The following is a 22,104-nucleotide window of genomic DNA, read 5'->3' as shown; positions in this document are numbered from 1 at the left end:
CTTCGCGCTAAATCTCGTATTCGTTAAAAGTAGCACTGGTCAAGACGTTGCTCGTGAGGCGCTTACCGCTGATGCGACGTTTTCACAAGCCGGGGGACGAAAAGCGGATGGTGGTGTTGCTGCCGCCGGACCGGATCGATGCCTGGCTCGACAGCGACTACCAGGAGGCGCCGTCATTCTTCCTGCCGTATCCGGCGGAGGCACTGTGCGCCCAGCCGGCACCGAAGGCTGTGCACCAGGGCGGCACGGCGCCGGTCCAAACACCGGAGGACGCGCAGCAAGGTTTTCCGGATATGTGAATCCGGCGATCAACCCGCAGCCGGATTACCGATTCACTCGCGTTCCGGCACCGGCACGTTGAAACCATTGAGCGTCGTAGAGACCATCGCGTACAGCCCGACGGGACCGGGTTGTACTTAGCACCACGCCTTATCGGTATCTCCCGTTGTTCGCACGAGTGGCCATCGAGCGACTGGATGCGGACAACGCACTGCGCACGGAGACGACCTTTGACGGGTTGTTGCAGGCATACGCTGGCACCTATGGTCAGTTGGAGGACATGGAGACGTGCGCAGCGGCGCACCACATTTGCAGCCGCAGATTTTGGGACTTCTCCACCAACTTTCTATTGCCAGCGTGAGTCGTTTTTGCTTGCCAGCCATCTAAGTATCTTCAGCGTGAAGCGCGCTGAAGATGACCGTCCCGAGCGCGTCGTTGATGCTTGCAACTGACCTTTAATTGCGTGGTGTACTGCGTATAGTGTCCAGCGGTAAGAACGACGCCAGCGGCGAATCCGGCAGGGCGATGAAGCCATGGTGCACATAAAACGATGCTGCAGTTTCGTCCTTTGCGTCCACCATGAGCGCAAAGGCAGCGATTTCTGTAGCCGCGGCACGATCGAGCGCATCGGCCAGCAGTGCGCCACCGAGACCCTGTCCCTTGAAATGCTGATCGACCGCCAAACGCTCCATGCGTATGGCCGGCACGGAGGGAGAGCGCGGCAGTTTTTTGCCGATGGCGGCAGGCAGATCAGCCAGCAGCAGGCTGGCCGATGCCAGGGTGTAGTAGCCAGCGACACGTTGGTCCGGCGTAAGCGCGACAAAACACGCCGTTATCCTGCGGCGAATATCTTGAGTGACTTGTCGATGAAAATAACTGTCCAGCGGCTCGGCACCACTGCAAAACGTTGTACGGTCAAGTTGTGTATCGAGAGCGATAACGCGAAATGGCGCCTCCCTCATTCCGCACCTAGTAGCTTGCGGCGACGCGCGAATGCACGTTCCAGCGCGGGCGAAGGCGGGGGTGGGGCTAGCAGCGCACGGGCGAAACATTCCTGGTCTGCCAGCGTCAGACGGACGACTTCAGCTTGCTCGATGGCCCGTTGTGCGGCTTCCTGTACTGCCGACACCACGAAGTCTGTCATGGTACGTCCCTGAATCTCGGCGGCACGCTTGAGCAGGGCGTGCAGGTCGGTACTGATCCGCGCTTCAAGCCGCGCGGTGGAAATAGCGGATGTCATGAGATTTCCCTCCTTTCTTGAATTGTACGGCACATTGCCGTAAATTTTTTTAAGTCATGACTCAACTTCCTTGATCTGAATACTTTCAGCTTGTCTGCCGCGTTTTGCAGGAGATACTTCAGGCGTAGTTAATTCAACTGTCTCATCAATCAAATTACCTTTCTTGTGACGGTCACCTAACTATAGGCGCTGGTGAAATGTGTGAGGCTTCGGAGCAGACCCATTTATCTGTTGCTGTGTTGGCGCCACCAACACGACCACATGTCGATTGCAGACCGTTTCAATCACCCACAGTGGGCAGCGGCACTTCTAAAGCACTATCGGCAGCACTACACGGTCCTGCGATTTTGAAATAGCCTCCTATGCGCTTGACATAGGCCAACAAGTCTACAAAAAACGGATGGCAACAGAGCGTGGAAGAGTCGCCGACCAGCAACAGCTTGCGCCGTGCGCGGGTCATGCCCACGTTCATGCGGCGGATGTCGGAGAGGAAACCGATCTCGCCCTGGGTGTTGCTGCGCGTCAATGAAATGGCAATGATGTCGCGCTCCTGGCCCTGAAAGGAATCGACGGTGCCCACGCTGAGCCTGCGTTGCAGTAGCAAATCATTTAGCGCGGCGCTGACTTCGATGGCGTCCTTCAAGTAGTTGATTTGGGCGCGGTAAGGTGCAATTACGCCGATGGTGAGCGGGGCCTGTTGAGGTGCAGTTGAGTCGTAGGGTCCAAGCAGTTGCGCAAGGCGCTGCAGCAGCAAGTGGGCTTCTTTGGGGTTGGCCGTTGAACGACTTTCGGGAATAGCAACCTCCAGAAAGCCACAACCGGCCGTGTCGATGAATTCCATCGGCAGGTCAGGTGCAAAACGCGGGTCGTAAGCCTCTAAGCCTGCATGGCGCACGCTATGGTGCGGCACCAGTTGGCTACCGTAGAACTTTTCCGAGCTGAAGTCCATGATGTGCTGGTGCATGCGGTATTGCACGGTGAGCATGCGGGCCGTCTGCGGCTGTCGCTGGATGCACTTTTCAAACAGGGTTTCGCGCAAGCCTTCGCGGGCGGCTTTTTCGCTTTTCACCGTGGGCGGTAGCTGGTGGTGATCGCCTGCCAAAATAATACGCTGTCCCTTGGCTATGGGAATCCAGCAACCCGGCTCCAAGGCCTGGGCGGCTTCGTCGATGAAGACGGTCTCAAAGATCAGGTGGCGAATGTGGCGGTTGCTCGCACCCACCAGCGTGCAGGTGATCACTTGTACCGATTCGAGCACGTCCTCGGTCATGAAACCCTCCAAATCGTCGGCGCCTTGGCGCAGCGTCCGCGCTTCTTCCCTCAGCCATTGGCGGTGCTGACGCTCCTCGAAACCAAAGTCGCGTACGTGTTCGTTGGCAGTTTGACGGTGCTGCTCAGCGGTTTGGCGCATCGCATGCATCTTGCTGTAGCTGGCGTGGGTCATCACAGCGGCATCGAGGGTGTGCTGGAGCAGCAAGTCCGACACGCGGCTGGGGTTGCCCATGCGGATCACGTTGACACCGCGCTCGGCCAACTTTTCGGTCAGCAGGTCCACGGCTGTGTTGGAGGAGGCGCATACCAGCACGCGCCGCTCGCGCCGGATGGTTTCCAGAATGGTGTGCACCAGCGTGGTGGTTTTTCCCGTGCCGGGCGGGCCATGGATGATGGCCACATCTTGGGCCGAAACCACATGGCGCACAGCCGCCAGCTGCGAGGCATTGAGCGCACTGGGATAAAAAAGGTCGTCGGCTTTGTGCTCGCGAAAGCTGGCCGGCCTGGCACCCAGCAGCACGTCGCGCAGTACGGCTAAGCGGTTGCCGTGTGCAAGCATGACCGCGCTCAGGGCCTGGTTCATCTCGCGGTAGCTCACCTCGTCAAAGGTGAGGTCAATGCCCAATGTGCTGCCGTCCAGTGCCCACTCGGGCAGCGCTTCTTTGGTGGTGGCCAGCAGCAGCTTGTTGCGCCGCACGCCCGTCACGACGCCGCACAGTACTGGTCGGTCAGGCCCCGAGTTACCTGGCGCGTCACTGAACAACGAAGCATTTTTGCCTACCTGAAACAAGTGCAGGTCTTGCCGATGGGCAGGGCGCTCAAGCTCCAAGACCACTTTGCCACCAAAACCGATGTCTTCCTGGGTAATGGTGACGGGGTACCAGGTCAAGCCACGCCGACGGCGTTCCTTGATGGTTGCACTGGCATTGTTGAGTTTGAACTGCGCTTGGTCTTCCTTTTGTTCAAGTTGCATGAGTGCACGCACATGGCGTAACTCATGTTGAACAGCGCAGGGGGCGGAGGGGGTGGGGTCTTGGTCAGCCAAAGGGAAGAGGGAAAGGACAAAGGCAAGGTGCGGGGACTAAACCGTTTTCGGTTTTGATAATAAACAACAGTTTAACCCAAGCAGCTGAGGCTTCATCAATCAGGAAGATGTCGCGGCTTGCTTTGACGTGGGGTGGCGATCAGTGCCGCTTGTTGGCCTTCCATGTGCCGCCATAGCGGTAGCTGGGGTGCCGCTCCACTTGGGTCCGGCATGCTTGCCAAATCAGGGTCCAAGCTGCGGTGTCGTCTTGCACCACCCGGTAAAGAGTTGAACTTACCGCTTTGCAGGTTTCGCAAGCTTTGATACGGGATCGAACAGATTTGGGCATGGTGATCAAAAATTAGTCTATCGCGTCAAACGAGGCTGCCGCCCGTCGGGGATTGGCAAGCCAGTTTTACTCGAAACGCACTGGGCTGGTATATGCCAGCGTCAAATGCAGCGAGGGTGTGCGGGATTTTGTAGAAACGGGATTTGTTTAAGTTGTCAATCTCTAGAAGAGTTAATTTATTGAATACACGGCCATTCGACAAAATCCGGCGCAATTGACCGAATAATATCTCCAAGCCATGTCAGTCGAGATGCTGCGTCCCGACCTCGCAATCCGCATTCCCAGATAACGATCACCCTCCAGCCAGCATCTGCAAGCGCGGTGATACCTCTGGCATCACGCACCACATTCGCATCGAACTTCGTTCGCCATTTCTCGCCATTCGTAGCCGGGGTGCTGGCAAGGCGACAGTGCGCATGACGGTGCCAGAAGCATCCGTGCACGAAAATCGCCACCCGGTAACGGGGAAGAACGATATCCGGCCTAGCGGGAAGCTTGCCATCATGCAGACGAAAACGGAATCCCTGTGCATGAAGAAACCGCCGCACGATCATTTCCGGTTTAGTATCCCGTGATTTGATACCCGCCATCATGCGCGAGCGTGTTTGTGTATCGACGATATCCATGTATCCGTTTATCCTGGCGGCCAGAAATTTCACCCCATTACGTTCAAGATGACCTCTGACAGTACCGTACCAATTGTTGACCTGTTTGCCGGCCCTGGCGGGCTTGGTGAGGGATTTTCCTCGCTCGAGGGCGAGCCTTTCCGGATAAAAGTATCCGCCGAAATGGAATCGTCCGCACATGCCACGCTCAGAATGCGTGCCTTTTACAGATTGTTGAAGCGTCAAGGTGGCAGTGCGCTCGACTCCTATTACCGTTTCTGCAATTCAGGTGCGCCCCTGCTTGTTGATGACATCACGGTGGCAGCATGGGCGGAAGCGGAAAAGGAAGCACTCCAGCTAACGCTTGGCGATCCCGCGGACAATCAGCGGCTGGATGCAGTCATCGCTGCACATGGAATCGGGCCGTCCGTACCGTGGCTACTGATGGTTTGAGATAAGTTGTGGTCAACGATGAGCAGAAACCGGCGCTAGTGCGAAGCACTTGGCCGTACAAGCCTCCGGGGGAAGCAAGAAAACGGCCGAGTATCAGACAAGTGTCTGATATAACGCCGATTCGCAAAAAGAAAAGGGGTTACGTTTTCACGTAACCCCTTGATATTCCTGGCTCCCCGACCTGGACTCGAACCAGGGACCTGCGGATTAACAGTCCGTCGCTCTACCAACTGAGCTATCAGGGAAAAGAGACCGCATTATGGCGGATCAGATGCTGCCTGTCAAAAATTTTACTACCGGTTTTTGACAGTGCTGCGAGAGAGAAAAACCGCTTCTTCTCACAGCGAGGCCGAAGTCTACAATACTTTCGAGATAGCCTCAACCACCTTGTCGATATTGGTTGAATTTAACGCGGCAACGCAGATGCGACCAGTGTCGACGGCATAGATCGAGTACTCGCTGGCGAGCCGTGAAACCTGTTCTTTGGTCAGTCCCGAATACGAAAACATGCCGCGTTGCTGGATCACGAAATCGAAGTCGTGGGCAGGTGCCTTTTCTTTCAGCTTGGCGACCAGAAGTTGGCGCATTTCGCGAATCCGCACACGCATGCCAGCCAGTTCGTCTTCCCACAACTGACGCAGTTCCGGTGTCGCCAACGCCATCGCAACAACTTGGCCGCCATGCATCGGCGGGTTGGAGTAGTTGGTGCGAATCACGCGCTTGAGTTGCGATAGCAAGCGCGCTGCTTCTTCGGCGCTAACGGCGACGATGCTGAGGGCACCGACACGTTCGCCGTACAACGAGAATGATTTCGAGAACGAGTTCGAGACGAACAGCGGTCCGCCGGCGTCGGCAAACTGACGTACCACTTTGCCGTCGGCTTCGATGCCGTCACCAAAGCCCTGATAGGCCATGTCAAGAAAGGGCACCAGGCCGCGCTCGGTGACGACCTGAATGACTTCTAGCCATTGGGCTGCGCTCAGGTCGGCGCCGGTTGGATTGTGGCAGCAGGCGTGCAGCAACACGATCGAGCCGGATGGCATGGTCTGCAGTGCACCGAGCATGCCGGAAAAATTCACGCCACGGGTGGACGGGTCGTAGTACGGATAGTTGTTGACGGTGAAACCAGCCGACTCGAACAGTGCGCGGTGGTTTTCCCAGCTTGGGTCACTGATCCATACTTGCGCGCCGGGCGCGAAACGCTGCAGGAAGTCGGCGCCGAGTTTCAGTGCGCCGGTGCCGCCTATGGCTTGCGCGGTGATCGCACGCTTCTCATTGATTACTGCGCTGCCGGCACCAAATACGAGTTCCTGGACAGCCTTGTCGTACGCCGCGAGGCCGTCGATCGGCAGATAGGTGCGTGGCGCGCCCTTTTCCATCAGGATTGCTTCGGCTTTTTTTACGCAGTCGAGCAGCGGTACTTTGCCGTTGTTGTCGTAGTAGACGCCAACGCCGAGATTGATTTTGGCTGGATTTTTGTCCGCATTGAAAGCTTCGGTGATGCCCAGAATCGGGTCACGGGGAGCCATCTCAATGGCGGTGAAGAGCGAGGCTGAAAGGGGTGCGTTCATCGTGATAACATCAAAAGTTAGCTGCAGAAGATCGCTTGCAGTCGGGTTGGAGACCGCGTCGCAGGAACTAGCCGACGCCGATTAACAGCTCGCAATTTTACCAAAGGTCGCCTCCCCATGGCTGAATTATCCCAAGTTTCCAGTACCATCGATGAATCAAAAATCGTTGCCTTTCCGGGTTCGCCGTTTCAGTTGCTGCAACCGTTCCTGCCTGCCGGCGACCAGCCGACAGCAATCGCCAAGCTGGTCGAAGGTATCGAAGACGGACTGTCGTTTCAGACTTTGCTGGGTGTAACCGGCTCCGGCAAAACCTACACGATGGCGAACGTGATCGCCCGCATGGGCCGTCCGGCCATCATTTTTGCGCCGAACAAGACGTTGGCAGCGCAGCTGTACAGCGAATTCCGTGAGTTCTTTCCACGCAACGCCGTCGAGTACTTTGTCAGCTACTACGACTACTACCAGCCTGAAGCCTATGTGCCGCAGCGGGATTTGTTCATCGAAAAAGATTCGTCGATCAACGAGCATATCGAGCAGATGCGGCTGTCGTGCACCAAGTCGCTGATGGAGCGGCGCGACGTGATCATCGTCGCGACCGTGTCGGCGATCTACGGTATCGGTAATCCGAATGAGTACCACCAGATGATCCTGACCTTGCGTGCCAAGGACAAGGTCAGCCAGCGTGACGTGATTGCGCGCCTGATCCAGATGCAATATGCGCGCAACGAAATCGACTTCGGCCGGGGCACGTTTCGGGTGCGTGGCGATACGATCGATATCTTTCCGGCCGAGCATGCCGAATTGGCCGTGCGGCTGGAGATGTTCGACGACGAGATCGAAAGCATCCAGCTATTCGATCCGCTGACCGGCCGCGTGCGACAGAAGATTCCACGCTTTACCGTCTATCCGGGATCGCATTACGTCACGCCGCGTGCAACGGTATTGCGCGCAATTGAAACCATCAAGGACGAGTTGCGCGACCGGCTGGAGTTCTTCCGCAAGGAAAACAAGCTGATCGAAGAGCAGCGCATCGAGCAGCGCACGCGCTTTGACCTCGAGATGATGCAGGAAATTGGCTTCACCAAAGGCATCGAAAATTACTCGCGCCATCTGAGCGGTGCAAAAGCGGGCGAACCGCCACCGACACTCGTGGACTATTTGCCGCCGGACGCGCTGATGTTTCTGGACGAATCGCATGTTCTGCTCGGCCAATTGAACGGCATGTATAACGGCGACCGGGCGCGCAAGACTAACCTGGTGGATTACGGGTTCCGGTTGCCGTCGGCGCTGGATAACCGGCCGCTGCGGTTCGATGAATTCGAAGGAAAAATGCGCCAGACCGTGTTCGTGTCGGCGACGCCAGCCGATTACGAAGTCACGCATGCCGGCCAGGTGGTCGAGCAGGTGGTACGTCCGACCGGGCTGGTCGACCCGGCTATCGAAGTCCGTCCGGCCAGTACGCAGGTCGATGATCTGATGTCGGAGATCCAGGAGCGGGTCAAGCTCAACGAACGGGTACTGGTGACGACGCTGACCAAGCGCATGTCGGAGCAGCTCACCGAATTCCTGAGTGACCATGGCATCAAGGTGCGCTATCTGCATAGCGATATTGATACCGTCGAGCGGGTCGAGATATTGCGCGACTTGCGCCTGGGGACATTCGATGTGCTGGTCGGAATCAATTTGCTGCGCGAAGGGCTGGATTTGCCGGAGGTGTCACTGGTGGCGATTCTCGATGCCGATAAAGAAGGCTTCCTGCGCTCCGAACGCAGCCTGATCCAGACCATCGGCCGCGCGGCGCGTAACCTGAACGGCAAGGCGATCCTGTACGGTGACAAGGTGACCGATTCAATGCGTCGGGCGATTGATGAAACCGAGCGCCGTCGCAACAAGCAGATTGCGTTCAACCTTGCCAACGGCATTACGCCGATCGGTATCAAGAAACAGATCAAGGATTTGATCGACGGCGTCTACAGCCCGCAAGAAGCGCGCGAAGAGTTGCAGGTTGCACAGGAAACTGCCAAGTACGAAGCGATGAGCGAGAAACAGATCAGCAAGGAAATCAAACGGCTGGAGAAATTGATGCTCGATCATGCAAAGAACCTGGAGTTCGAAAAAGCGGCGCAGGTGCGTGACCAGTTACGCGTCCTGAAAGAGCAACTGTTTGGTGCCAGCGGATCGGACAATATTGCATCGATGCTCGGCAAGTAAGCTGATGATTCCTGCTGACATACTGGCCACGCTGGATCGGGCCGATCCGTCCTGGCAGCCGACCTTGCTGGCCGGACTTGAAGCGGTAGACAACGCTGATCCGGCCTATCTGCCTGCGCTGGCCGTGGACACGTATCTGCCGACCGATGGCCGGTTGCTGGCGGCGTTTGCCTTGCCGCTGGATGCGGTACGTTATGTATTGGTGGGGGAGGGCCCGTATCCGCGGCCTGCCAGCGCCACCGGGGTCTGTTTCATGGATGGCGCCGTCGATGGATTGTGGTCGGACAAGGGGTTGTCCAAGACGGTCAATCGGGCGACCTCATTGCGCAACTTCATGAAGATGCTGCTGATCGCGGAAGGCATCCTGCCGGCCGGGCAAAGCACGGGTGCGCCGATGATTGAGATCGGCGCGCGCGCGCAGGCGGCAGGCTCCGGCATGATTCAGACCTTGCCGAACTTGCAGGCTAATTTGACGCGACACGGTTTTTTGCTGCTGAATGCCGCATTGGTATTTCGCCGGGACGTACCGCCGGTGCGTGAAGCACGTGCCTGGTTGCCGTTTCTGATGATCGTTATGGATGCCTTGGCCGAACTGCACCCCGCGCCGACGCTCGTGCTGTGGGGGAAAATTGCAGCGCAGTTGCAGGTGCTGTCTGGCATTGCCCGTTTTCCGCAAGCGGTGGCTGAGCATCCTTACAACTTGTCATTTATTGATAATCCATTGATGCAGAGTTTGTTCGGAAAAATGCAGTTGCTGCAGGATTTGGCGTAATCGCTGAAGCAAAGCTGAACTATCTTCGATCCGGCTGATCCCATTCGACACTGGTTTGCAGGTGCCGAAAACAACGTGAACATCGTCTTCCGCAGGTTGCTGCGATCCGGTGATTCAACCAAGGGAGTCAGCCATGTTGCACCACTCTATGAACCCGCAGATACGCAAAGGGCTTGAGGCCAGTCAACGTTGTCATAATTTATGTGTCCAGGCGCTGATCGATTACACACTGGAAAATGAAAACAAGGGCAGGGCACCTCAACCCGGGTTGATGCGCCTGTTGATGGATTGCGAGGAAGTGTGCTCGATGACCAGCGGATTTTTGCTGCGCGGGTCGCATTTTCATGACCGCGCCTGCCAGCTCTGTTCGATGATTTGCAAAGCCTGTGCCGAGGGATGCGTTGAGGCTGGAAACATGGCCGATTGCTTGCACGCATGCCTGCGTTGTGCTGAAGCGTGCGATCAGATGGTTGAGGCGATGATTGTTTGCCGGGAGTGATTGTGATTGCTGATGGTGGACAGATGGCCGTTCATCGGAGGTTGGCCATAGCCGCACCGGATGCCGAGTTCAGGGGATCTGGACATCCATTCCGGATTCATTTCCATCCGAGCTGAAAATGACCTTCCGTATTTGCCCAACGGATTTGATTGCGCATGGCACGCTCGAATTTCTATTGCATACGTCAGGTCGTCGCGAACGTTAAGGAACGCCTTAATCTTGCTATTTCGCGTTATTGCAATGTCGATGGAGTCTGCTCCGAATTGGTTATGTCTATCCGCCCCGGTTCTTCAAACCGCGTTACTCCAGTCAGGTTGGTCGCCAGCAATTATTTCCCCTTGCAGGTAAAATGCATACCTGACGAAATTACTCAACCTTGTTATACTTGACAAAATTAATCGACTACTACGATTAATTTCCTCTGGCAAGAATTCGGGAATAAAAACTCATGCGACTGACGACGAAAGGCCGCTTTGCGGTAACCGCGATGATTGATCTGGCATTGCGCCAGGGTGGCGGGCCAGTGACCTTGTCCGGTATCAGTCAGCGCCAGGAAATTTCACTTTCTTACCTGGAGCAATTGTTCGGCAAATTGCGGCGGCACGAGATAGTGGAATCGGTACGAGGTCCCGGCGGAGGCTACAATCTTGCTCGGCGTGCAGAAGATGTCACGGTTGCCGATATCATCATCGCCGTGGACGAACCGCTCGATTCGACGCAGTGTGGCGGCAAGGAAAATTGCCATAGCGGGAAGTCCGAACATGGTACCCGCTGCATGACCCATGATCTCTGGTCCACGCTCAATGCAAAGATGGTCGAGTACCTGGACTCCGTGTCTCTGAAAGACCTGGTTGATCAGCAAAAGCAAAAAAATATTGAACAAAACGTAGTGGTGCTACATCGGTCCCACGTTGTTTCTTGATTGGAGCGTAAGACAATGAATGCCCCCCTGGAAAAAAGCCTGATTGATACTCTGAAGGCACCGCATTTCCCGATTTACCTGGACTACTCCTCGACGACGCCGATCGATCCGCGCGTTGCCGATAAAATGATTCCGTACCTGCGCGAGCAGTTCGGCAATCCTGCTTCGCGCAGCCACATGTACGGCTGGACGGCGGAAAAAGCAGTTGAAGAGGCCCGCGCAGAAGTCGCGAAACTGGTCAATGCCGATCCACGTGAAATTGTCTGGACTTCCGGCGCCACCGAGGGCAACAACCTGGCCATCAAAGGCGCCGCCCATTTCTATAAAACCCGGGGCAAGCACATCATCACCGTCAAGACCGAGCACAAGGCAGTGCTGGACACGGTGCGTGAACTGGAGCGCCAGGGCTTCGAAGCGACCTATCTGCAGCCACAGGACAATGGCCTCATCACGATAGAGCAATTGGCAGCCGCGATACGCCCGGACACGATTCTGGTGTCCGTCATGCTGGTCAATAATGAAATCGGCGTGATCCAGCCGATCGACGAAATCGGCGAACTGTGCCGCTCGAAAGGTATCGTCTTTCACTGCGACGCGGCGCAAGCCACCGGCAAACTGGTCATCGATCTGGCAGAGTCCAAAGTCGACCTGATGACCTTCACTGCGCATAAATCATACGGTCCGAAAGGCATTGGTGCCTTGTATGTTCGACGCAAACCACGTATCCGTATCGAACCGCAAATGCACGGCGGTGGCCACGAGCGCGGCATGCGTTCCGGCACCCTGGCAACGCATCAGATCGTTGGCATGGGCGAAGCGTTCAAGATCGCCCGTGAAGAAATGGAGTCCGAGATCGTTCGCATCACCGCCTTGCGCGATCGGCTGGCCAAGGGCCTGTCGACGATGGAAGAGGTCTACATCAACGGTGACATGGCCCATCGCGTGCCGCACAACCTGAATGTGAGCTTCAACTATGTCGAAGGCGAATCGCTGATCATGGCGATCAAGGACATTGCGGTATCGTCGGGTTCGGCCTGTACCTCGGCCAGCCTGGAGCCATCGTATGTATTGCGCGCCCTGGGCCGCAGCGATGAACTCGCGCACAGCTCGATTCGGTTCACGTTTGGCCGTTTCACGACCGAAGAAGACATCGACTTCACGATCAATCTGATCAAGGAAAAAGTGGCCAAGCTGCGTGATCTGTCGCCACTGTGGGACATGCACAAGGAAGGGATCGACATCAGTTCGATCCAGTGGGCAGCACACTAACGCATTTACCGGTCCCGGCACTGGCCGGGTACTGACGCAATTTCAAGGAGCACTACAATGGCATACTCGGAAAAAGTTCTGGACCACTACGAAAACCCACGCAATGTCGGCGCCTTCGACAAGGGTGACGACACAATCGGTACCGGCATGGTTGGTGCACCAGCTTGCGGCGACGTCATGAAACTGCAGATCAAGGTTGGTGCCGATGGCATCATCCAGGATGCCAAGTTCAAGACCTATGGCTGCGGCTCGGCCATAGCCTCGTCATCGCTGGTGACCGAATGGGTCAAGGGCAAGACGCTGGATCAGGCGATGTCGATCAAGAACACCGAGATCGCTGAAGAACTCGCACTGCCTCCTGTCAAGATTCACTGTTCGATCCTGGCGGAAGATGCGATCAAGGCTGCCGTGCTGGATTACAAGACCAAGCACGCTACCGAAACAGCGGCCTGAGTCGTTTCAATTCGAGAAAAGATATGGCCATCACACTGACCGAAAAAGCAGCAAAGCACATCAACCGCTACATGGAACGACGTGGCAAGGGGATAGGCTTGCGCTTTGGTGTTCGCACTACCGGCTGTTCCGGGCTGGCGTACAAGCTGGAATATGTCGATGAGAGCGCCACTGAAGACAGCATCTTTGAATCACACGGCGTGAATGTCTACGTCGATCCGAAGAGCTTGCCGTATATCGACGGTACTGAACTTGATTTCGCGCGCGAGGGCTTGAATGAAGGTTTCAAGTTCCACAATCCGAACGTCAAGGACGAGTGCGGTTGTGGCGAAAGCTTCCGGATTTGATCTGAAGTGCGAAAGCGCGGGACGCTGCTGTGCCCGCGTTCGACCCTTTCATGCCGCATGCAATAATGGCACCCGCTTCCGTGCGAGAGAACACGCCAACATCCCAAGCCTGTTCACATTGAACGGGCTTTTGTTTTAAGTCACCATGCAAAATCACTTCGCGCTATTTCATTTGCCAGAATCGTTCGCGATCAATACGTCTGCGTTGGACAAGGCGTATCACGAGGTGCAGGGGCAGGTGCATCCTGACCGCTTCGTCAATGGCTCGGATGCTGAAAAACGCGTCGCCATGCAGTGGGCAACGCGTGCCAACGAGGCGTACCAGACCCTGCGTAATCCGCTCAGGCGCGCGTCCTATATGTGCGAATTGCATGGCGTGGACTTGCAGGTCGAGTCCAACACGGCAATGCCGATGGCGTTCCTGATGCAGCAGATGGAATGGCGTGAAGCGCTGGATGAGATCAAGGCTGGCAAAGACGTAACCGCACTGGCGCAACTCGACACCGAACTCGCCGTCGCCTGGAAGAGTCAAGTCGACCGCATTGCCATTCTGCTCGGCAGCAGTGACTACACTGACGCAGGCGTGGCAGTGCGCGAGCTGATGTTCCTGGATAAATTTCGCGCAGAGATTGCGTATTTGTTCGACCAGCTGGAAGGATGATCGTGCTGCCCACCCGCGCGAAGCTTGCCTCGACTCCGGCCCCGACCCCTTATTGAATTACTGAGACTCCCATGGCCTTACTGCAAATTTCCGAGCCCGGCATGTCGACCGCACCACACCAGCACCGACTGGCTGTCGGCATCGACCTCGGCACCACCAATTCGCTGGTCGCCACAGTGCGCAACAGCATCCCGGAAGTGCTGACTGACGAAGAGGGTCGCGCATTGATGCCGTCGATCGTGCGCTATCTGCCGAACGGCAACGCCAACATCGGCTATCTGGCACAAGCTGCACAGACCACCGATCCGCGCAACACCATCTCATCGGTCAAGCGCTTCATGGGACGCGGTTTGAAAGACATCGCCCATGCCGAAAATCTGCCCTACGATTTCCTCGACACGCCAGGGATGGTGCAACTCAAGACCGTCGCTGGCGTAAAAAGCCCGGTGGAAGTGTCTGCCGAAATCCTGGCGACGCTGCGTCAGCGAGCCGAGGACGCGCTTGGCGATGAACTGGTTGGTGCAGTGATTACGGTGCCGGCGTATTTCGATGATGCCCAGCGTCAGGCGACCAAGGATGCGGCGCGTCTGGCGGGCCTGAACGTGCTGCGCCTGCTCAATGAGCCGACTGCGGCCGCAATCGCCTACGGCCTGGACAATGCCTCCGAAGGTACGTTCGCCGTGTATGACCTGGGCGGTGGCACCTTCGACATCTCGATCCTGAAATTGACCAAAGGGGTCTTTGAAGTGCTGTCCACCGGAGGCGATTCATCGCTCGGCGGCGACGATTTCGATCACCGTCTGTTTTGCTGGATTATCGAGCACGCGAAGCTGGCACCGCTGTCGGATGAAGACACCAGCCTGCTGATGGTCAAAGCGCGTGAAGCCAAGGAATTGCTGTCGACCAAAGCCGAGACGCACATCGATGCAGCCCTCGGTTCCGGGGAAGAAGTCCGTCTGACCCTGAGTGCCAGCGAATTCGTCAGGCTGACCCAGCCTCTGGTCGCCAAGACCATCACGCCGAGCCGCAAGGCGTTGCGCGATGCGGGTCTGACCGTCGATGATATCGATGGCGTGGTGCTGGTGGGTGGAGCGACCCGCATGCCGCACGTGCGCAAAAGTGTTGGCGAGTTTTTTCAGTCGACGCCGCTGGCCAATATCGATCCCGACAAAGTGGTCGCGCTCGGTGCTGCCATCCAGGCCAACCTGCTGGCAGGTAACCGCGCCTCGGGCGATGACTGGCTGCTGCTGGATGTGATCCCGCTGTCACTGGGTATCGAAACCATGGGTGGCCTGGTCGAGAAAGTCATTCCGCGTAACTCCACCATTCCGTGTGCACGTGCGCAGGAATTCACCACCTTCAAGGATGGCCAGACCGCGCTGGCCGTGCACATCGTGCAGGGCGAACGCGAGCTGGTCAGTGATTGTCGTTCGCTGGCGCGCTTCGAGTTGCGTGGCATTCCACCGATGGCGGCAGGCGCTGCGCGGATACGCGTGACCTATCAGGTCGATGCCGATGGCTTGTTGTCGGTCTCGGCGCGCGAATTGCGCTCAGGTGTCGAGGCATCGATTGCGGTCAAGCCATCGTATGGATTGGCTGATGATCAGGTCGCGCAGATGCTGCAGGATTCATTCAAGTCCGCCGACACCGACATGAAACTGCGCGCCTTGCGCGAAGAGCAGGTCGATGCCGAACGTATCGTGCTGGCCACCGAATCCGCGCTGGCCGCCGATGCGCATCTGCTGTCGGATGATGAACTGGTGCAGGTCAGGCAACTGATTGCTGCTGTTCGTACGCAGATCGTCGGCGACGATCCTGACGCCATCAAGCAGGCGGTCGCGGCACTGGCTGGCGGCACCGATGACTTCGCAGCACGGCGCATGGATCGCAGCGTTCGCGCCGCGCTGTCCGGCAAGACACTAGACCAGATTTCCTGATAACTTTCCCTTTTTCGAGGTACTTCACGTGGCACAAATTGTTATTCTTCCGCATCCTACCCTCTGTCCCGACGGCGCCGTCCTGGATGCGCCCAAGGGCAAGTCGCTCTGTGATGTGCTGCTCGACAGTGACATCGATATCGAACACGCCTGCGAGAAGTCCTGCGCTTGCACCACGTGCCATATCGTGATCCGGGAAGGTTTCCGGTCGCTCGGTGAACCGAGTGAAAAAGAAGAGGATTTGCTGGATATGGCCTGGGGCCTGGAATCGAACTCGCGCCTGTCATGCCAGGCGCTGGTCGGCGATGAAGATCTGGTGATCGAGATTCCGAAGTACACGATCAACCAGGTGAGCGAAAATCACTGAGCCTGATTGGCCTGAAAAATACCGACGGAGTGATCGATGAAATGGACTGATACGATCCGCATTGCGGAAGAATTGTGCGACAAGTTTCCTGATGTCGATCCGCTGACGGTGCGTTTCACGGACCTGCACAAGTGGGTCTGTGAACTGGATGGCTTCGACGATGCGCCAGACCGTTCCGGTGAACAAATCCTGGAAGCGATACAGATGGCGTGGATCGACGAAGTCGACTGAGCGAACGACCTACGTTTGCTCCGATCAGCAACAGACCATCTGGTCTACCAGAAAAAAGCCCGTGCAACGTTGGTTGTGCGGGCTTTTTTGCTGGTCAAACCTGATGCGATTCTGGAGAAACGGATCGTTATCTAAACTCGCCCATCTTGTGCCGGTTGATCCACATCAAGGGAAATTCACGTTCACTTTGCTACTTTGACGCATCGCTTATTGGCATCGGAAAACCACCATGTACCAGACATCCTTCCCGCGGTTTACCTTGAAAGGAACATCCTTGTTGCCCATCGTTCAGGGCGGAATGGGTATCGGCGTGTCGGCGCATCGGCTGGCCGGCACCGTCGCCCGCCTGGGCGCGGTCGGCACCATTTCCAGTGTTGACCTGCGTCGTCATCACAAAGACCTGATGGAACAGACGGCCAAGCATCGCGACAAGGAACTGATCAATGCCGTGAACCTGATCGCGCTGGATCGCGAGATCAAGGCGGCGCAGGTCATTGCAGACGGTAACGGGATGGTTGCGGTCAATATCATGCGGGCAGTTGCCGAATACGCTGCCTCCGTTCGCCAGGCTTGCGAAAGTGGCGCGAACGCCGTCGTGGTCGGTGCCGGCTTGCCACTGGACTTGCCTGAGCTCACTGCCGGGTATCCGGACGTGGCACTGATTCCGATCCTGTCCGACACGCGCGGTATTTCGCTGGTCATCAAGAAATGGATGCGCAAGAACCGCTTGCCAGACGCCATCGTGATTGAAAACCCGCATTCCGCCGGCGGTCACCTCGGCGCAATGAGCCTCGACACGATTCAGGACCCGCACTTCGCATTTCCAACCGTGCTGGAAGGCACGCTCGAATTATTCAAGCAGCTGGGCATCGAGCGCGAAAAAATTCCATTGATCGTTGCCGGCGGCGTGCACAGCCACGAGCAAATGCGCGACCTGCTGGCACTCGGTGCCAGTGCCGTGCAACTCGGCACACCGTTCGCCGTGACCGAAGAAGGCGATGCCCATCTGAATTTCAAGAAGGTACTGACCGAAGCCAGGCCCGAAGACATCGTCACGTTCATGAGCGTGGCCGGATTGCCGGCGCGTGCGGTATGCACGCCGTGGCTGGCGAATTACCTTGAGAAGGAAGTGAAGCTGCAATTGAAAGCAACGCCGAAGCAATGTACGGTGGGCTTCGACTGCCTGCACCAGTGCGGTTTGCGGGACGGCAATGCCAAGGCAGGCCAGTTCTGCATCGATACCCAGCTCGCCTTTGCCTTGAATGGCGACATCAAGCGCGGGTTGTTTTTCCGGGGATCGGAAGTGCTGCCGTTCGGGAGCGAGATTCGGTCGGTGCAGGACCTGATCAGTTACTTCATGACCGGTGTGCGTCCGGAGATGGTTGCCGTGCCGGCTTGAGGTTGGTGATGCGCCGAGCGGAAGTCGCTCATGCTACCCGTCCAAACTGGTCGGCTCTTCCGCCAGCTATCTGACGCACTGCGTTCTCTGCGACTACGTACGAGGAGACCGGACTCAACCCGTTACTGTTCAACTCCGCTGGCATCGGCAGTACTTGTTCCCCGCTTCGAACGGGGCCATTGCTGACCCGCAAACTCAATCCCGGCTACTGCATTCGCGACACTACTCCGATCGCTCGTATGCCATCACATGTGAAAACCCGCAGTCAACGTAAGTGATCTCGCTCGTGATGCCGCCCGCAAGGTCCGACAACAGGAACGCCGCCGCATTGCCCACATCGTCGATGGTCACGTTACGCCGCAATGGCGCACCTGCCGCCGCCAGCGCGAGCAACTTGCCGAAGTCCTTGATGCCGCTGGCTGCCAGCGTCTTGATGGGCCCGGCTGAAATGCCGTTGACACGAATGCCTTTCGGACCCAGCGCTTCTGCCAGATATCGCACGCTTGCTTCCAGCGAGGCTTTCGCAAGTCCCATCGTGTTGTAGTGGGGTGCAATCCGCACGGCGCCAAGATAGCTCAAGGTGAGCAGTGCAGAATTCGGCCGCAACATGGGTAGCGCGGCTTTTGCCATCGCAGGAAAACTGTACGAAGAAATTTCATGGGCTGTCCGGTACGCATCGCGCGACAAGCCTTCCAGGAAATCGCCGGTGATGGCTTCCGCCGGCGCAAAGGCGATGGCGTGCACCAGTCCGTCCAGATGGTCCCACGACGCGCCAAGGTCGGCGAACAGGGCGTTGATGTTCTCATCGCTGCCGACATCACAGTCGAACACCAGCGTGCTGCCGAACTCCTTTGCGAATTCGGTGACGCGATCCTTGAAACGCTCCCCGACGTATGTGAAAGCGAGTTCCGCACCTTCACGCTTGCACGCCTGTGCGATACCAAATGCGATGGAGCGACGGGAGAGCAATCCTGTGATCAGGATTTTTTTGCCTTGCAAGAATGCCATGGGTGCCTGTGATGTGGTGGATGAAGAAGGTCGGGCGGCTTGTGCCTGCCGCCGTACGGAAAAGAGGTGGCTCGGGAAAACTGTTGCCGGGAGCCTGGTCGGTCTTTGGCCAGATCTGTTCTTACCCGGCTATTTTTTGTATTGACCCGGTATGGCTGCCAGACTCCTAGCGAAACACCAGCACCGGTATCGTCGTGTGGCCGAGCACTTTTTGCGTTTCGCTGCCAACGAAGAGTTTGTTCAATCCTTTGCGACCATGCGACGCCATGAAAATCACATCGCAACCTTGCTTGGCCGCGACGTCGATGATTTCTTCGTACGGACTGAATGACTCGGTTACGTAGGTGGAATACTGCAGGCCGGCGGCGCTTGCCGCATCGGCGATTTTTAATACGTGCGCACGCGCCATCTGGCGCATTTTTTCTTCGTACTCTGCCGAGTCATTTGTCATTGCCCCTTCGGACAACGGCGAGTAGGGGTAGGGTTCTGCGACGGACAGGCCGATTATCTTTCCGCCAGTGAGCCGGGCAAATTCGATGGCGGCGGTGATCGCTTTGTCGGACAAGGCGGAGCCGTCGGTTGGGACAAGGATGGTCTTGAACATTTTTTTTCCTTCCAGGTGGAGTTTCCGCCAGTTCGGCGGGGCAGAGAACACGCCAGTGATGCTAGGGAGAGTGAACAAAAATATCGTTGATGCAGGTCAAAACCGACCTTGTTAAGAATTGGCGAGGTTGTCGATGGGTGGTGTGCTTTGGGTTTGTGCAGGCGAAAAAAAACGACCTTGCGGTCGTCTTATGTGGTTTTGCAGAAGCGGGACGAAGGTGTTCTCCGTCCGCCAGCCGCGTATCAGATATCAGCCTCGTGAGGTCAAGGCACCGTTCACAACACGAACCCGGTCGCCTGCGCGCCATCCCTCCGGTCCATTTTGCGGAAAAGTGCGGATCTGACCGTCTTCCATCCGTACGCGAACCTGGTACGTTGTGGTGCCGCGCGAGCGCTTTTCAACTTCATTACCCGCATAGCCTCCACCAACCGCGCCAGCCACGGTAGCGAGTGTACGACCGTTACCGCCACCGACCTGATTGCCGAGCAAGCCACCCAGGACGGCGCCGACACCGACGCCGACACCGCTAGGTTGAGCAGCCGATTGAATCGCATTGACTGACTCGACCCGACCGCAGTTAGAGCAGACAGCGGCGGCCTGCTGGTTTTGGCGATCTGAATAATTGTTGTCGTTTCGGTTGTCGTTTCGGTCGTAGTTCGACTCGTTGTTCGTGTTTTTATTCGTGCTGTGCTTGACGGGGGCGGATTGGTGGTTTGCCGATGCTTGCCTGGTATCTTGCGATATGAGTGGCGTTTGTACCGGGACCACTTCAGCCTGCTTTGCGGTTGAATTCGGCAGAACGCCAGTGATCGCTGCAACGCCCACCAGGCTGACCAGGATCACGGCAACGGCTGCAGCTGCCATGAGGGGATGGATACGGCCTGACATCTTATTGATTTTCATGATTTCTCCTGTGACTTCTGATGACCTGGCTGCAGTCGGTAGAGCGAGTATGTTGCACCGATCGACCGCAAGCCAGCGAGTTCCTGTGTCAGACGTAATTCAATGTAACCATTTCATGATCCATTCAGATCGCCAATGGAGTCTTACCCTCTGACACCGCATTGTGCCTCGCTTCGGACGTCAGTCCTCGCGCCGCAAATGGGGAAACAGGATTACGTCCCGGATGTTTGGCGAATCGGTGATCAGCATTACGAGGCGATCTATGCCGATGCCGCACCCACCTGCTGGCGGCATGCCGTATTCCAGTGCGCGGATGTAGTCGGCGTCATAAAACATGGCCTCCTCATCGCCGGCATCCTTGGCCGCAACCTGCGCCTGAAAACGTGCCGCCTGGTCTTCAGGATCATTCAGTTCCGAGAAGCCGTTGGCCAGTTCCCGACCGCAAATGAACAGTTCAAAGCGCTCGGTAATGCCCGGCACGGAATCCGAGGCGCGCGCCAGTGGCGAGACTTCAGCGGGATAGTCGACGATGTAAGTCGGCTCCCACAGTTGCGCTTCGGCGGTTACTTCGAACAGGGCCAGTTGTAACGCGCCGAGGCCGGCTGTAGCAAACGGCTTGACGCCGAATTTTTTCAGTTCTGCCTTGATGAAATCGGGATCTGCCAGCTGGTCTGCGCTGTAATGCGGCGCGTAGTGGTTGATCGCTCCGAGGATCGTGAAGCGGCGAAACGGCTTGCTCAGATCCAGCGCGCGACCCTGGTAAGTCAGCTCGGCCGTGCCATGTGCATCGACGGCAGCCTGACGGATCACGGCTTCCGTGAAATCCATCAGCCACTGGTAATCGACATACGCGGCATAAAATTCCATCATCGTGAATTCCGGATTGTGGCGCGGTGACACGCCTTCATTGCGGAAGTTGCGATTGACTTCAAAGACGCGATCGAAACCGCCAACCACCAGTCGTTTCAGATACAGCTCGGGCGCAATACGCAAAAACATTTGCATGTCGAGCGCGTTGTGATGGGTGATGAACGGTTTTGCGGCAGCACCACCCGGGATGCTGTGCAGCATCGGCGTTTCGACTTCCATGAATTCATGATCGTTCATGAAACGGCGTATCGACGACATCGTGGCGGTACGCGCCTTGAACGTGCGGCGCGTCTCTTCGCTCATGATCAGGTCGACATAGCGCTGACGGTATTTCATTTCCTGATCGGCCAGGCCATGGAATTTGTCGGGCAATGGTCGCAGTGATTTGGTGATCAGGCGCAGGCTGGTGACTTTGACGGACAGTTCGCCGGTCTTGGTCTTGAAGAGCACCCCTTCGGCGCCAAGAATGTCGCCCAGGTCAAAGTGCTTGAACGCGTCATGCGCTTCGATACCGATCAGGTCGTTCGAGATGTACAGCTGGATGCGACCGTCGGCCTTGATACCGGAGGCATCTTGCAGAGTGGCGAACGAGGCTTTGCCCATCACGCGCTTGAGCATCATGCGACCAGCCACGACGACGTTGACGGCCTCGCTGTCGAGCGTGGCGCTATCGGTGTCGCCGTACTGCAGATGCAGTGCAGCAGCCTTGTGCTGTGGCCGGAAATCATTCGGAAACGCGATGCCGTTGGCGCGTATCGCGGTCAGCTTGGCGCGTCGTTCGGCGAGGATCGAATGTTCGTCGGGATGCGCCGCATCGGGCGCGACTTCAGTGTTGGTGGTCATGGAATTGAGCAATCA

At 57.0% G+C, this 22,104-nt stretch carries 23 protein-coding genes and 1 tRNA gene; 14 read left to right on the top strand and 10 right to left on the bottom strand.

What is annotated here, in order from left to right; all coding sequences use genetic code 11:
• Positions 1 to 71: 71 nt before the first annotated feature.
• Positions 72 to 299, top strand: a complete 228-nt coding sequence (locus ABD720_RS01325; RefSeq protein ID WP_344761404.1) for an SOS response-associated peptidase family protein — start codon at positions 72 to 74, stop codon at positions 297 to 299.
• Positions 300 to 734: 435 nt separating this feature from the next.
• On the opposite strand, the gene ABD720_RS01320 is transcribed toward ABD720_RS01325, so the two are convergent.
• From ABD720_RS01320 to ABD720_RS01305, 4 genes are all read right to left on the bottom strand, one after another.
• Positions 735 to 1,241, bottom strand: a complete 507-nt coding sequence (locus tag ABD720_RS01320; RefSeq protein ID WP_344761403.1) for a GNAT family N-acetyltransferase — start codon at positions 1,239 to 1,241, stop codon at positions 735 to 737.
• Entirely contained in the window at positions 1,238 to 1,519 is a 282-nt protein-coding gene (locus ABD720_RS01315) for a type II toxin-antitoxin system TacA family antitoxin (protein WP_344761402.1), read from the bottom strand. The genes ABD720_RS01320 and ABD720_RS01315 overlap by 4 nt, the downstream gene beginning before the upstream one ends.
• Positions 1,520 to 1,799: 280 nt before the next feature.
• Complete coding sequence (locus ABD720_RS01310) at positions 1,800 to 3,764, bottom strand: AAA domain-containing protein (protein WP_344761401.1); 1,965 nt, start codon at positions 3,762 to 3,764, stop codon at positions 1,800 to 1,802.
• Positions 3,765 to 4,340: 576 nt separating this feature from the next.
• Positions 4,341 to 4,790: a very short patch repair endonuclease gene (locus ABD720_RS01305; protein WP_344761400.1), complete on the bottom strand. Its 450-nt coding sequence runs from the start codon at positions 4,788 to 4,790 to the stop codon at positions 4,341 to 4,343.
• 48 nt (positions 4,791 to 4,838) lie between these two features.
• On the opposite strand from ABD720_RS01305, the gene ABD720_RS01300 reads away from it, so the two are divergent.
• Entirely contained in the window at positions 4,839 to 5,222 is a 384-nt protein-coding gene (locus ABD720_RS01300; protein WP_344761399.1) for a hypothetical protein, read from the top strand.
• A 169-nt stretch (positions 5,223 to 5,391) separates the two neighbouring features.
• On the opposite strand, the gene ABD720_RS01295 is transcribed toward ABD720_RS01300, so the two are convergent.
• Positions 5,392 to 5,467 (bottom strand) — tRNA-Asn (locus ABD720_RS01295).
• A 111-nt stretch (positions 5,468 to 5,578) separates the two neighbouring features.
• Positions 5,579 to 6,793: an amino acid aminotransferase gene (locus ABD720_RS01290; RefSeq protein WP_344761398.1), complete on the bottom strand. Its 1,215-nt coding sequence runs from the start codon at positions 6,791 to 6,793 to the stop codon at positions 5,579 to 5,581.
• A gap of 117 nt (positions 6,794 to 6,910) precedes the next feature.
• Between ABD720_RS01290 and uvrB the strand changes: the two genes are divergently transcribed.
• From uvrB to ABD720_RS01230, 12 genes are all read left to right on the top strand, one after another.
• A complete protein-coding gene (gene uvrB, locus ABD720_RS01285; RefSeq protein WP_344761397.1) occupies positions 6,911 to 9,004 on the top strand; it encodes an excinuclease ABC subunit UvrB in 2,094 nt (697 codons plus the stop codon).
• Positions 9,005 to 9,008: 4 nt separating this feature from the next.
• Positions 9,009 to 9,776, top strand: a complete 768-nt coding sequence (locus ABD720_RS01280) for a uracil-DNA glycosylase family protein (protein WP_344761396.1) — start codon at positions 9,009 to 9,011, stop codon at positions 9,774 to 9,776.
• A 133-nt stretch (positions 9,777 to 9,909) separates the two neighbouring features.
• Entirely contained in the window at positions 9,910 to 10,275 is a 366-nt protein-coding gene (locus ABD720_RS01275) for a four-helix bundle copper-binding protein (protein ID WP_344761395.1), read from the top strand.
• A gap of 448 nt (positions 10,276 to 10,723) precedes the next feature.
• Complete coding sequence (iscR, locus tag ABD720_RS01270; RefSeq protein ID WP_344761394.1) at positions 10,724 to 11,197, top strand: Fe-S cluster assembly transcriptional regulator IscR; 474 nt, start codon at positions 10,724 to 10,726, stop codon at positions 11,195 to 11,197.
• A 15-nt stretch (positions 11,198 to 11,212) separates the two neighbouring features.
• Complete coding sequence (locus tag ABD720_RS01265) at positions 11,213 to 12,466, top strand: IscS subfamily cysteine desulfurase (RefSeq protein ID WP_344761393.1); 1,254 nt, start codon at positions 11,213 to 11,215, stop codon at positions 12,464 to 12,466.
• A 57-nt stretch (positions 12,467 to 12,523) separates the two neighbouring features.
• Positions 12,524 to 12,919, top strand: coding sequence for a Fe-S cluster assembly scaffold IscU (iscU, locus tag ABD720_RS01260; protein WP_344761392.1), 396 nt, complete (start codon positions 12,524 to 12,526; stop codon positions 12,917 to 12,919).
• Positions 12,920 to 12,942: 23 nt separating this feature from the next.
• A complete protein-coding gene (iscA, locus tag ABD720_RS01255; protein ID WP_344761391.1) occupies positions 12,943 to 13,266 on the top strand; it encodes an iron-sulfur cluster assembly protein IscA in 324 nt (107 codons plus the stop codon).
• A 145-nt stretch (positions 13,267 to 13,411) separates the two neighbouring features.
• On the top strand, positions 13,412 to 13,927 hold the full coding sequence (gene hscB / locus ABD720_RS01250; protein ID WP_344761390.1) for a Fe-S protein assembly co-chaperone HscB: 516 nt from the start codon (positions 13,412 to 13,414) through the stop codon (positions 13,925 to 13,927).
• Between the two features lie 71 nt (positions 13,928 to 13,998).
• The gene (gene hscA / locus ABD720_RS01245; protein ID WP_344761389.1) at positions 13,999 to 15,864 is read left to right on the top strand and encodes a Fe-S protein assembly chaperone HscA; all 1,866 of its coding nucleotides are present in this window, start codon (positions 13,999 to 14,001) and stop codon (positions 15,862 to 15,864) included.
• 28 nt (positions 15,865 to 15,892) lie between these two features.
• Positions 15,893 to 16,231 (top strand): ISC system 2Fe-2S type ferredoxin, encoded by a 339-nt coding sequence (gene fdx / locus ABD720_RS01240; protein WP_344761388.1) that lies wholly within the window; start codon positions 15,893 to 15,895, stop codon positions 16,229 to 16,231.
• A 36-nt stretch (positions 16,232 to 16,267) separates the two neighbouring features.
• Positions 16,268 to 16,462, top strand: coding sequence for a Fe-S cluster assembly protein IscX (iscX, locus tag ABD720_RS01235; protein WP_344761387.1), 195 nt, complete (start codon positions 16,268 to 16,270; stop codon positions 16,460 to 16,462).
• A 229-nt stretch (positions 16,463 to 16,691) separates the two neighbouring features.
• Entirely contained in the window at positions 16,692 to 17,861 is a 1,170-nt protein-coding gene (locus ABD720_RS01230; RefSeq protein ID WP_344761386.1) for an NAD(P)H-dependent flavin oxidoreductase, read from the top strand.
• A gap of 222 nt (positions 17,862 to 18,083) precedes the next feature.
• On the opposite strand, the gene fabI is transcribed toward ABD720_RS01230, so the two are convergent.
• From fabI to lysS, 4 genes are all read right to left on the bottom strand, one after another.
• On the bottom strand, positions 18,084 to 18,869 hold the full coding sequence (gene fabI, locus ABD720_RS01225) for an enoyl-ACP reductase FabI (protein WP_344761385.1): 786 nt from the start codon (positions 18,867 to 18,869) through the stop codon (positions 18,084 to 18,086).
• A 166-nt stretch (positions 18,870 to 19,035) separates the two neighbouring features.
• Positions 19,036 to 19,473 (bottom strand): universal stress protein, encoded by a 438-nt coding sequence (locus tag ABD720_RS01220; protein WP_344761384.1) that lies wholly within the window; start codon positions 19,471 to 19,473, stop codon positions 19,036 to 19,038.
• 249 nt (positions 19,474 to 19,722) lie between these two features.
• Entirely contained in the window at positions 19,723 to 20,376 is a 654-nt protein-coding gene (locus ABD720_RS01215; protein WP_344761383.1) for a glycine zipper 2TM domain-containing protein, read from the bottom strand.
• A 180-nt stretch (positions 20,377 to 20,556) separates the two neighbouring features.
• Positions 20,557 to 22,089: a lysine--tRNA ligase gene (lysS, locus tag ABD720_RS01210; RefSeq protein WP_344761382.1), complete on the bottom strand. Its 1,533-nt coding sequence runs from the start codon at positions 22,087 to 22,089 to the stop codon at positions 20,557 to 20,559.
• Positions 22,090 to 22,104: the final 15 nt, after the last annotated feature.

Source organism: Actimicrobium antarcticum (assembly GCF_039536745.1).
GTDB lineage: Bacteria > Pseudomonadota > Gammaproteobacteria > Burkholderiales > Burkholderiaceae_D > Actimicrobium > Actimicrobium antarcticum.
The sequence above is the reverse complement of the archived record's forward strand: the minus strand, read 5'-3'. Positions and strand labels throughout refer to the sequence as shown.